Here is a 12,648-nt window from a genome sequence, read left to right on the forward strand (position 1 = left end):
ACGCCCGGTGTTTGCATGGGTTCTCATGTTTGCATTGATTGTTTTTGGTGCCATCTGCATGAACCGCATGGGGATCTCGCAGCTTCCGGACGTCGACTTCCCAATTGTCAGCGTTTCGGTGGACTATGAGGGCGCCGCCCCGGAAATCGTCGAAGCCGAGTTGCTGGATCCTATCGAGGAACGCCTGCTCGCCATCGAGGGCATCAAGGAAATGCGCTCTTCCGCCCGTCAGGGTTCCGGCTCTGTCACCCTGGAGTTTGATATCAATCGAAATGTCGACGTGGTTTTGCAGGAAGTGCAAACGGCCTTGAGCCGCATGCGCTGGCCGCCGGGTGTGGACCCTGCCACCATCCGCAAACAAAACCCCGAGGAAGACCCGATCATCATCCTTTCAGTCTATGGCGAAGCCGAACTGCGCGACATGATCAACTGGACTGAAAACTATCTGCTGGATCAGGTGCGCTTCTTGGAAGGCGTCGGCGAGGTCAGCATCGGCGGATTCAGTCAGCGCAACCTGCGTATCTGGGTTGACACAAAAAAACTATCCGCACTGTATCTGACTCTGACTGATGTGGTGGATGCCATCAGCACTCAGCACCTTGAAAGTGCTGCGGGTCAATTCACCGAAGGCGAACGCGAACTGCGTGTACGCTGGCTGGGTGAAGCCACCAACGTCAACGATGTCGCCAACATTCAGATTCTGCGCCGGGGCGGTCAGCGCATTCATGATCGCGAGATCTTTATCCGCGATGTTGCCCGCGTCGAAGACGGTCTGTCAGACATCCGCCGGGTGGCCCGGGTGGATGGCCGCGAAGCCGTCTCGATCATCGTGCGCAAGCAGCGTGGCACCAACGAGGTCACTGTTGCCAACGAGGTCCGCGCCAAACTGAACAGCATCAAAGACACCTTTCCCAAGGGTTTTGACTTCCGCGTGAACGTCGACTTTACCCGTCCGACAGATGCCACCGTAAAACTGACCATTGAAAAGCTGTGGGTGGCGGCTCTGATCACCATTTTGATCTGTTTCCTGTTCCTGGGAAGTATTTCGGCTGCCGTCAATATCCTGTTCTCGATCCCGACTTCCATTGTCGGCACGTTCACGATTTTATATTTCTCGGGGTTCACCCTGAATCTCTTCACCTTGCTGGCGCTGACGCTGTCGATTTCCATCGTCGTGGACGACGCGATCATGCTACTTGAAAATATCGTGCGCCACTATCGCATGGGAAAACCTTCGGCCAAAGCTGCCTCGGACGGCTCCAAAGAGGTTTTGCCGGCGGCCATCGCGGCGACCTTGGCGGTCATCGCGGTGTTCCTGCCGGTCGTGTTTATGGATGGTATCATCGGGAAGTTCTTCTTCCAGTTCGGTGTCACAATGAGTGCTGCGGTGTCCTTGTCCCTGCTTGAAGCCGTGACCATCACGCCGATGCGTGCGGCCGCCCTGCTGTCCAGCGAGCCGAAAATTTCCAAAATGGAACACTGGCTGGATGAGTTGTTTGAAAAGTTCGCGCATTCCTATCAGAAGGTTCTGCACGGAACTTTGCGATTCAAATACGTGGTGGTGATCGGCTCACTGATCTTCTTCGTGGTTTCTCTGTTCCTGGTGGCCAAAGTCCGTCAGGAATTCGTTCCTGCACAGGATCAGGACTTTATCATCATCAATGCCCAGATGCCTCCGGGCACTTCACTTGAAAAAACCAGTCGTGAGGCTGAAAAAATCGAAGCCATCCTGAAGCAGGATGCTTCGGTGGAAGGTTTTGTCGTTTCTGTCGGTGGCGGCGGCGGTGGATCCAACGTCAATCAGGTCTTCCTGCCGGTGGCATTGAAAGCCCGTGCGGACCGCCAACAAGGTCACCTTGAGATCATGAACAAATGGCGTGCTGAATTCCGCAAACTGAAAGACATGCGTGTTTCCATGCGTGATATTTCAGCGCGAAACCTTTCTTCCGGCCGTCAAAATCCCCTGGCAATCAATTTGCGCGGACCGGATTTGAATGTGCTGTCTGAAAAATCCCAGGAGCTGATGGACCGTCTGGAAAAAGAAAACCTGGCCGTGGACCTGGATTCGGATTTCCGCAAAGGGATTCCGGAGCTTGTTCTGACCCCGGACCGCAAAGCGATGGCGGCGCGTGGTGTTTCGGTGGAAGACGTTGGCCGCATCCTTTCTGCCGGCGTCGGGGGCTTGCGTGAAGGCCGCTACACCGCCGATGGCCGTCGCTATGACATTCGCTTCAAGTTCCTGGAAGACCAGATCCAGCAGCCGGAAGATTTCAAAAAACTTTACGTGCGCAATAACTTCGGAAACCTGATCCCGCTTTCACAACTGGTGAAAATCGAAGAGCAGGCCGCCATTCAGGGCATCAGCCGCGTGAACCGTCAGCGTGCAATTTCGGTTTTCGGAAATCTGGCACCGGGCCAGTCCCAGGCCGCGGTTCTGGAACGTGCCAGTGCGATTGCCAAAGAGATTCTGCCCACGGGTTATTCCTTCGCTCTGGAAGGGGCTTCTGCCGGGTTCGCCGACTCGTTCAAGAGTCTTTATTCCGCAATGCTGGTCGGCATCCTGGTGGCGTATCTGATTTTGGCAGTGCAGTTCAACTCGTTCATTCATCCCGTGTCTGTCCTGGTCGCGTTGCCTTTCAGTGTGACCGGAGCCCTGGTCGCCCTGTGGGCATTTGATGTGTCGCTGAATCTTTTTAGCTTCATCGGTCTGATCGTTCTGATGGGGATTGCCAAAAAGAACTCGATTCTGCTGGTGGAGTTCACCAATCAAGTTCGCTATCACGGGGAAAAGGACATTTCCAAAGCCCTGCTGCAAGCCTGCCCGATTCGTCTGCGCCCGATTCTGATGACTTCCGTGGCCACTGTCGCCGCCGCCTTGCCGCTGGTCATCGGTCATGGTATCGGTTCTGAAACGCGTGTACCGATGGGTCTGTCGATCATTGGTGGCACGATTGTTTCAACACTTTTGACTTTGTTTGTGGTGCCGGCTCTTTATCTGATGCTTTCCCCGCTTGAAAGTAAAAAGAAAGAGGTCCATCTGTGAAACTGATCAAGCAGACAAGAAGAACCGCCTACTTTGTGGCAGGCTGGATCTTTCTGGGGTTGGGATTTATCGGCATCTTTTTGCCGCTGCTTCCGACAACCCCGTTTCTGCTTTTGACCGCTTTCTGTTTTGCGCGAAGCTCGATCCGCTGGCACAAGTGGCTCTTGGCTCAGCCCCACATGGGGCCGTTGATCTTGGACTGGCAAAAACACGGGGTTATCCGCACACGTGCGAAACTGATGGCCACTGGGTTGATGGTGCCTCTGGTTTCAATATCCTTGTTCTTTGGCAACGTTCCTCTTTACGCCAAAATATCCGCGGCTGTGGTGTGCACCTGCGTTCTGGTTTTCATCTGGACAAGGCCTTCGCAGGCCACGGACAGGCGTGCCAGTAAGCGGCACATCGACATTCCAGAGTGAGAATGTTGTTCTCTAGGCCCTTTAAGTTTGTTCTAAGCTGCGCACAAAGCTTGCTCCTTCATAAAAGAATGAAGGAGTGTGGATGCACTGGCCTTGTTTAATTCTCATTTTGGGACTGATGATTTCGGGTTCTGCCTTGGCGCAGGAATCACGCCTGGTTTCATCCGACGGTTTGTTCCGCCTGAACAGCGGCACCGACAACTGCCCGTTTGAAATCGAGCGCAGCCAGGACTGCGATGGCTTTGCTATGCATCCTTCGTCCAATGGTGTGGCCCACGAAAGTGTGCGCTTTTGCCAGATCAATAAAGGTTTCAAGGTTCAGCAAAAACCCGGGCAAAAAATCTTAAGCGAAGTTGTCAGCCGCGACAACTATGTGCGCAAACAGGAAACCACGATCTATATCGACAAAGATAATTCACTCAGCCTGATGCAGGAAGACACCGTCATTCAGGAGGGGCCAGATAAATTCCTCTGGGAACACAGCCGCAACGGCCGTGGGTTTAGCTGTCTTTATTCAAAATAGTCTTGTCATTGTAAATCCCTGCTCTAAAATCAGACCCATCTTCTGCACCTTACAAAGGATGGGTTCATGCGCGCACAGGTTAAACGAGTTGACGGTCACCATTTTAGATTTAATGTTCGCGGCATGGAAGGCGACATCGACGTCACAGCTCCCGATCAAACTCCGCAAGGACCGACTCCGAAAGAAATGCTGCTGGCGGCTTTGTGCTGCTGTACGGGTACTGATGTCATTGATCTGATGGCGAAGTTTCAGGTGCAGTATGAATCATTCGAACTGGAAGCCAAAGCCCCACTGACAGACAAACATCCAAAAGTTTTTTCCCGCATTGATTTAAGTTATCAGGTGAAGGGTCCTGCGATCGACGCAACTCAAGTGGCGGAAGCGGCGAAGCGCTCGACCCACCAGTACAGTGGAACGGCGGCGATGCTTTCCAAGGCCTGCCCCATTTTTTATTCGGTTTGGGTGAATGGCGAAAAAGTCGCTGAAGATCAGGTTCAATTTGTATCAATTTAAGACTTAAAGGTTTTTCTAAACAACTTGAGGATTTCTTCCGATGAATACCTCATGAAACACCTGGAACGTCTCGGATCATCTGGCATTATCTTGCTTTTGCTACCGCTTTTACTGGCGGGATGCAATATCACTGCAAAACTTCAGGACCTGCTGAGCTCCGACGCAGGCTCGGCCGAACTTAAAATCGCCGACAAAGAACCCTATATCATTGTCAACGCCAGCAATGTCTCAAACAAAATCATCTCCGGCTCGTGCGCCAACGACGAAGGCTCTGTGCAAATCAAAATAGAATCCAGCCATCGGGGGGCTGCGACCTGCCTCAACCACCAATGGTCCTGGACCTATGATTTTTCTGCGCTGCCAGACTCAAACAATCTGACACTAGAGGCTGTCGAAGTTCTATCTTCCGGCGAAACCCGGATCGCAACCGCTCAGATTCTTAAAGACACAGTTCTGCCCCAACTTAGCAATCTCGACAATCTGCTAATTCCGGCCGAACCGCAGCCCGTGACATGGAGCTGCCTGGACCCCGCGGACCTTTGCCAATTTCGCTATCTTGACAGCAGTTCTCCGGCTTTCGTTTTTATCACAGAAGCTTTTGCCGGAGCCAATAATACAACTCTCACCACACCGGGTATTCGCTACCTTTACCTTCAAGCCGCCGATAAGGCCCAAAATCTTTCGACTCCGCTTCAAGTTCAGGTTTATGTGGGATCCCCCCGCATCTTTATTGGCAGTCTGATCAAGTCCACAACATTAAGTGGCGTAGAGGATCTGAACATCCTGGCTCCGTCTTCACTGCCAGAAATGGCCCTGTTCAACAATCAAACCTGTACGGGCGCTCCTTCTTGGGTCAGCACGACGAACTTTATTGATGATTGGAATCTGGATGCCGGTGCTCAGGGCGGCACAGCCTATGTCAGTGTCAAATTCCGAACAGCCACACTGGATGAATCCCCGTGTTACCACGACTCTATTCAATGGCCGACATACACCGCTCACACCATGTGCACCAACACCACTTCAAGTCTTTCCCGCGGACGGATTGTCGACTCCGGCGGCCTGGCAGGAGTATACCAGAATGATGAACTCTGCACCCTGGACCTGACACTGACCGGTCCCGCCAAGTTTTACATCGATCTGTTTGATACAGAAAGCGGCTATGACTTTGTAAGAATCTATGACAACGGCACCGAGGTCTTCAGTGAATCCGGTGTGGTTGCACCTATGCTAGTGAACACGACCTCCAACACGGTTCGTGTTGAGTTTGAATCCGACGGCAGCGTGACAGACAATGGCTTTGATATTCGCTGGGAAGCCACCGGGGCAGACCCGGCCCCAGCCCCCGTAATGACCCTGAATGGCGGCGATCCCATCGCAGTCAGTGCCACTGTCAGTGTCGCACTCAGCGCCCCTTCACCAATGAGCCAGACCTATCTGACCGAAGATTCCACCTGTTCCAATGGCGGAAGCTGGGCGACTTTTGCCGCTAACACAAACTGGACATTCTCTGACGCCACCTCCGGCCCAAAAAAGCTCTATGTCAAGTTCCGCGATGCCTTCAACAGCGAAACCTTTTGCTCTGCTGCGACGGTGACTCTGGAGGTTCCTGAAATCTTCATCGACTATCCAGCCACAGAAGACCAGATCGGCAACTCGCTGGAAGTGGGGGGCTATTGTTCTGTCCCGAACAAACAGGTTCAACTCAGCGGAACGCTGAGTGCGACAACCACCTGCACCGTGGATCAAGAGTGGTACTACACTCTTGACACTTCCAATCTTGCCAACAGCTCCACTGTGAATGTCACTGCCACACTCAAGGACAATGACGTCAATCTGGCCAGCGACAGCAAGACCTTCACAATCACCCGCACCCTGTCGATTCAATCTCCGGCCAACGGAGCCATCATCGGGCCCAACACACAATTCAGCGGTTCCTGCAACGTTGAAGGAGCCACCATCAACATCACAAGTCCGGTCACCACCTCCGCCACCTGCAGTGATGGCACGTGGTCTTCAGCCATCAATGTGCCTGGCGCTGACGGGGCTTCCATCACTTTCACAGCACATTTGATGCAAAATTCACTTGTTCAGGAAACCAAAACCGCCAGCTACACGCTGTCCACCACACCACCCACGATTCAGATCACCGGAGCCCCGTCGGGCGTCAGTGTCCTGAACTCAGTCAGTGTGAATTTCGGCGGCGCCTCAGTCAGTGCCTTCCGCTATAAATTCGGGAACTCTGCCGATTGCTCATCCTCGACCGGCTATATTGCAGAAGCTGCCGCTCCAGCCAACCGCACTCTGGATCTTTCCGCCCTCTCCAACGGCAACGTCACCGTCTGTGCGATCGGAAAAAGTAGCGTGAACGGGCTTTGGCAGGATTTTGCCTCTGCCACCAGTGTCAGCTGGACGAAAGATTCCGAAGTTGTGGCCTCGATCACCTCCAAAAACATTTCCATCAACGAAGGAACCACCAACAACGCCGTGACCTTTACACTGTCCGGAACCAAAACCTATGACGTGAAAGTTTACTACAATTATTTCGGTGATCAGATCTATATGGTCGACCACAACCTTGCCCCCGGCTTTGTCACCATTCCGGCAGGTTCCCTGTCAGCCTCCGTTTCTTATGACACTTTCGACAACGGTCTGACTGAAAATGATCGCAATCTCAGAATCTTTATCAGTCACACCGACCAAGCGGCGGTCCGCATCGGCACCACAAGTTTGGTCTATCATCTGATCAAGGACGACGATGCCGTCTTTACAACAGTGACCAAGATTGTCTCTGCTCGTTACAACCAATGTGCCATTTATTCTGACGGACGAATGTTCTGCTGGGGCGACAATTACAACGGTCAGCTTGGCGTCGGCCACAAAAACCGCGTCAGCACCCAGGTGGAACCTCTTGCTGGCTTCACGGTCCTGGATGTTTCCATCACTGACCAATACTTCTGCGCCATCACCACCGCAAAAAAACTCAAATGCTGGGGCTACAACTATTATGGACAACTGGGTAACGGCAACAACACCGAGCAGACCAGTCCGGCGGATGTCGACAGCGGCGAAAATTATGTCCAAGTTTCCACAGGTTCTCAGGGAGCCTGTGCCTTGACCGAGCTGGGTAAAGTCAAATGCTGGGGCCGCAACAATTCCGGAAGCGTCGGTGACGGTTCGACAACCGACCGGAACACCCCGGTCCTGATAGATGGAACCGTCACTTACACAAGTATTCACAGAAAATCCTCCACCGTGTGCGGCATCACGGATACGCAGGTGCTGAAGTGCTGGGGTGGAAACGGTCAACAGCAAATCATTCCAGGCAGCACCAGCAATGTACTTTCGCCAACAGTTGTGGACTCGGGCACAAGCTATCTGTCAATCGCCGCCGGCTCTACTGTTTGCGGGGTGACGACAGGTCAAAAGTTGAAGTGCTGGGGCTGGAATGGCAACTCGGTTGTCGGCGCCTTGACTGGCACCAATCCGGTCGTCAGCCCCACCACCATCGATGCCGCCACCAATTATCTTTCTGTCTCGGATGAAAGCGGCTATCGCTGTGCGATCACTGCCGCCAATGATTTGAAATGCTGGGGTGAAGTGCGAGGCACCGTCAGCTCGGAACAAGTCACGGTTCTGACCACACCCACGCTGGTCAACGATGGTATCAAATACACACAAATATCCATGGCATCATACGGCGCTTGCGGAATTTCCACTGACGGACAAATTGTCTGCATGGGGGACAACTACAACAACTGGTTTGAACCTGTGCCGGTCTTTGACATGGTTCCCCTAGATCCAAATACAACGATTGCCCACTATGGTGTGGGCTCTGCCGGAGCCTGTGCGATCAAAAGCAATGGCCAGGCCGTGTGCGTGGGAAGCTATGCGGGATCCGGGTACACAGTTTCCACACCGGCCGTTGTGGATAATGGCTCCGACTTTACCGGCGGAAAGGCCTCCCCTTCCAACAACGGCAGCTGTGTCATCAATGGCAGCGGACGCATGATGTGTGCCGGTGCCAATGGCTTCGGTGCCGTGGGTAACGAATCCATGGACTCTTCTGTTCAATACATGTCGGTGGTGGCACCTTCCGTGAGCTTTGCCATGACGGCCCGGGAAACTTTCTATTGCGGCTACGGACTGTCCACCGCCGGAAAACTGTATGCCTGGGGAGCAGAATCAAACTGTCCGAATCGAACCCCGACCATGGTGGATGGGGCCACCACTTACAAAACAGACTCTTTGGCCGTTGCCAGCAGTCTGGCCTGCGCCATCACGACGGGCGATCAGATCAAGTGCTATGGCTATGACGACGGCAAAGGCCATCTGGGTGGAGTCTCGCGCACCACGCCGACTGTTCTGGATGGCGCGACTCTTTATAAATCGATTGCTGTCTCTTATGCGCATATCTGCGGACTGACTTCTGCGGATAAGCTGAAATGCTGGGGGGCCAACAACCGGGGGAAGGTCGGAAACGGCACCACCACCAATACCAGTGTCCCTTACACGGTCGACTCAACAGAAAACTTCACGAAGCTGAGCGTGGGGACCGACGCGGTTTGCGCCATCACCAGTGGACAGGTTTTGAAATGCTGGGGTTACTGGGGAGATTACACCGGCAACTTGACGGTCACCTCTCCGACAGTGGTCAACGGCAGTGAATCCTATTTGGATATTCAGGTCGGCACCAATTCGGCCCTGGGACTGACCACCAGTGGAAAGTTGCACTATTGGCCTGCGGCCCGATTTGACCTGGCCCCGTTGGCAATTGCTTCAAGCCAGAGCTTCACCAGCATCAAAGGTCATGGCGAAGGTGGTCTATACTGCGCAATGAATTCGTCGGGGCATCTGTGGTGCTCGAAAAACAGATGGGATGGAAATTTCGTCTCAACCCCTCGCTATATGCCGTACCGACGACAGTAAGCCTAGGCGGTTTTATTCAGAATGGCTTTGTAAGCTGTTTCCAGAAACTCCAGGGATTCTTTGTCGCTGCGGCGAATTGCAGTCTGATAGGCTTCAGTGACCAGCTTCAGCGACGCTCCGGCCGGAACGCCCAAAACCTCGTACGCATCCCAACTGTGCCCGTTGTAATTAAACATCACATTCAAAGACTTGGTTTTAGCGCCAGATAGATCAGGATGAACCTGAGGCGCTGCGGCCTGACGACGCAAAGGCTCAAGACCCGCCTTTTCAGGGGGAGCTGCCTCCATCAGAGGGGGAGCGCTGTCCTTCGCATTCAAGTTCAGCTGCGTCGGCCGACGGCTGCCTCCTCGAGAAAGAAGATACCAGGCAATGAAAGCCCCCGCTCCCACTAGGTTCAATGTCAAAAAGTCTTGGCTATTCATCCAAGTTCTATTATTGGTTGTGTGGACAAAATTAGCAAGGAGTCCCATTCATGGCAGCCCCAAATCCTTTTGAAAAGCAGACCGCGATTCCCGGAGTGAAACATATTATCGCCGTAAGTTCCGGCAAGGGTGGCGTGGGTAAAAGTACTGTGGCAACGAATCTTGCCATGGCTTTGGGCAGAAAAGGCGGCAAAGTCGGCCTTTTGGATGCGGATATCTATGGTCCCAGCATTCCTCGCATGTTGGGTACGCTCGCGCAAAAACCTCAAATCAATCCGGACACCAATCAACTGGAGCCGGTGGTCCGCTACGGCATCAAACTGATGAGCATTGGCTTCCTGGTCGAGGAAGGTGCGGCAGTCGTTTGGCGTGGACCTATGTTGTTTAAAGCGATGGACCAATTCCTGCGCGACGTAAACTGGGGCGAGTTGGACTATCTGGTTGTGGACCTGCCTCCGGGCACAGGCGACATCCAACTGACCCTGGCCCAGAAAGTTCCAGTGTCTGGTGCAGTGATGGTTTCCACTCCACAGAACGTGGCGTTGGTGGACGTGAAAAAAGCCGTCGACATGTTTGCCCGTGTGAACGTGCCTTTGCTGGGCATGGTTGAAAACATGGCCTATATGATCAACCCGGCCAACGGCGAAAAAATGCAGTTGTTCCCGAAGGGCGAAATCGATTCCTACGCCCAATCCAAAGGCATCAACAAACTGGGTGAGATTCCTTTCAACCCGTCTGTGGGTCTGGCGTGCGAAGCCGGAATTCCAATCGTTGAAGCCAACAGCAACGGCGCCGAAGCGCAAGCCTTCATGAAAATCGCCGACGAAATTCGCGAATTGCTGCCGGTATAATTAATTTTCCGTCTCCAATTTCAAATTTTCCAATTTCCAATCTCCAAAAAGCTTTTTTTTGTTTCAAGTCTGAACAAATCCCCGTCTGTTTTCCCACGCTGATACGTAAATCTGACGTAATTTGAGAATCGAACGGGGTGCTCTTGAAAATAAAACTTTGGTCGAGCTATCCTGATTTTGTTGAAACCACAAGGCTCGGGAGACTTACCTCGGGTAAGTGAACGCTAGTAGGGCCAAGCGAAGGAGGACACGGATGAGAGCACATGACCATCACGATGACGAACTGAAGTGAAGACGCGTCACCAGGATTACTACGCAGAGGTTGGGTTCATGCCTCTGAAAAGAAGAATGGACTGGTTGGATCTGATGAATAACTCATAAGGAGGTTCCTAGGGTTATACTCGTTAGGATATAGATCCTTCCTTTGCCTCAAGGCAAACCGTCGGAAACGGCGGGACGCAAAGCTAAAGGGGTGTCGGTGCAAAGCCACGCCAGCCAGCTGCCAAAGGTCATGAGTCACCTGAGGAATCAGAGGTGTGCATATGGAAGGAACAAATACATACAAGGATTGGTTTCATTCCCCTTAGCTAGCGAGTTATCACTGACGATTCCTCGCTAGCACTTTTTTTGGCGAACGAATTTCTTAAGACAAAATCCCTAAAAAATTATTTTTTCAAAGGAACAAGCCAGTTCAGGGTGTCGGCTTGAGCGCCACGCTGGATCGCCGTGATCTCATTGTAAAGCTGCGTGCTCAACGGACCGTTTTCGTTGTTATTGATGGTCCAGTCTTTCCCCTGATAGTGCAAAACACCCACTGGGGAAATAACCGCCGCCGTCCCCGTGCCGAAGGCTTCCTTCAGTTCACCTTTTGCCAGGCGGTCGACCACTTCCGCGATGGTGATGCGTCTTTCCACCACCGGCAGATTCTTGGAGCGCAACAACTGCAGGATCGCATCGCGGGTCCCACCGGACAGAATGCTGCCATTCAATGCCGGAGTTACGATTTCATTATCAAAGACGAAGAACACATTCATGGTGCCAACTTCTTCAATGCCCTGGTGTTCGACATCCAGCCACAGCACTTGAGCATAGCCCTTTTTCTTGGCTTCCAAGGCGGCTTTCAGGCTGGAGGCATAGTTCGCCCCGGCCTTCACCGCGCCCAGGCCCCCTGGAGCTGCACGGAGGTACTTTTCCTCGGTCCAAATCTTGATTGGTTTTGTGCCTTCAGAATAATAAGAACCCACCGGAGACAACAGAATAAAGAACAACGTTTCACGGGAAGGACGAACCCCTAGGAACGGCTCAGACCCAATCAGGGTCGGACGGATATACAAAGACGTGTTCGGCCCTTTCGGGATCCAGCGCTCATCAGCCGCCACCACCTGGTGCAAACCTTCCATGAAAAGATCCATTGGCGGAGCTTCCAGGCACAAACGAGCCGCCCCTTCGGCCAAGCGGTGATAATTGAACTCAGGACGGAAGAAAACCACTTCCCCGTCTTCCTTGCGGAAGGCCTTCATGCCTTCAAACAAAGCCTGGCCATAATGGAACACAGAAGCCCCGGGATCCAAAGAAAGCGGTCCGTAAGGAACCACGCTGGCTTCAGACCAGCCCTTGCCTTCAGTGTATTTAGCCACAAACATGTGGTCAGAAAAGTGCTGCCCGAATCCAAGTTGATCAGAGGGTGGAAGGGCTTTCGGAGTGCTGGTCAGATTCTTCGTAATTGTGGTCATAGGTAGGACCTATCGAACATGATGAGAATGGTCAAACATCGATTGTTCTTTTTTACTTTTTAACAGAAAACTCACCTTCTCCCGACTAACGCCCTGCAAATTTTGGCCGGACTGTTTCACTCTGAAACGCTCGCGGAACCTCTTGTTAGAACTTCTCGCATACTAACGAATCGTCCTTGTAAAAAACTGGGTTTTTTGGTCAAAAAACCGATAAG

The 12,648-nt window shown here is 52.7% G+C and carries 8 protein-coding genes and 1 riboswitch; of the genes, 6 read left to right on the plus strand and 2 right to left on the minus strand.

All coding sequences use genetic code 11. From position 1 onward, the window contains the following. The first annotated feature begins 25 nt into the window (after positions 1-25). From B9G79_RS12980 to B9G79_RS13000, 5 genes are all read left to right on the plus strand, one after another. Entirely contained in the window at positions 26-3,043 is a 3,018-nt protein-coding gene (locus tag B9G79_RS12980) for an efflux RND transporter permease subunit (protein ID WP_232468661.1), read from the plus strand. Then, positions 3,040-3,462, plus strand: a complete 423-nt coding sequence (locus B9G79_RS12985; protein WP_088565886.1) for a YbaN family protein — start codon at positions 3,040-3,042, stop codon at positions 3,460-3,462. Before B9G79_RS12980 ends, B9G79_RS12985 begins: the two co-directional genes overlap by 4 nt. Before the next feature lie 82 nt (positions 3,463-3,544). Beyond that, positions 3,545-3,985 carry a hypothetical protein gene (locus tag B9G79_RS12990; protein ID WP_232468662.1) on the plus strand — a complete coding sequence of 147 codons (441 nt, stop codon included), beginning with the start codon at positions 3,545-3,547 and terminating at the stop codon, positions 3,983-3,985. A 66-nt stretch (positions 3,986-4,051) separates the two neighbouring features. After that, positions 4,052-4,498 carry an OsmC family protein gene (locus B9G79_RS12995; protein ID WP_088565888.1) on the plus strand — a complete coding sequence of 149 codons (447 nt, stop codon included), beginning with the start codon at positions 4,052-4,054 and terminating at the stop codon, positions 4,496-4,498. Between the two features lie 51 nt (positions 4,499-4,549). Then, positions 4,550-9,427, plus strand: a complete 4,878-nt coding sequence (locus B9G79_RS13000) for a CUB domain-containing protein (protein ID WP_088565889.1) — start codon at positions 4,550-4,552, stop codon at positions 9,425-9,427. A 2-nt stretch (positions 9,428-9,429) separates the two neighbouring features. Here the strand turns inward: B9G79_RS13000 and B9G79_RS13005 are convergent, their stop codons facing one another. Next, on the minus strand, positions 9,430-9,714 hold the full coding sequence (locus B9G79_RS13005; RefSeq protein ID WP_157678782.1) for a hypothetical protein: 285 nt from the start codon (positions 9,712-9,714) through the stop codon (positions 9,430-9,432). A gap of 185 nt (positions 9,715-9,899) precedes the next feature. On the opposite strand from B9G79_RS13005, the gene B9G79_RS13010 reads away from it, so the two are divergent. Further along, entirely contained in the window at positions 9,900-10,700 is an 801-nt protein-coding gene (locus tag B9G79_RS13010; protein ID WP_088565891.1) for an Mrp/NBP35 family ATP-binding protein, read from the plus strand. A gap of 423 nt (positions 10,701-11,123) precedes the next feature. Continuing rightward, a riboswitch (cyclic di-GMP riboswitch) is annotated at positions 11,124-11,207 on the plus strand. 158 nt (positions 11,208-11,365) lie between these two features. Here the strand turns inward: B9G79_RS13010 and B9G79_RS13015 are convergent. After that, the gene (locus B9G79_RS13015) at positions 11,366-12,433 is read right to left on the minus strand and encodes a branched-chain amino acid aminotransferase (protein WP_088565892.1); all 1,068 of its coding nucleotides are present in this window, start codon (positions 12,431-12,433) and stop codon (positions 11,366-11,368) included. Positions 12,434-12,648 lie beyond the last annotated feature (215 nt).

This window comes from Bdellovibrio bacteriovorus (genome assembly GCF_002208115.1).
Taxonomy (GTDB): Bacteria; Bdellovibrionota; Bdellovibrionia; order Bdellovibrionales; family Bdellovibrionaceae; genus Bdellovibrio; species Bdellovibrio bacteriovorus_C.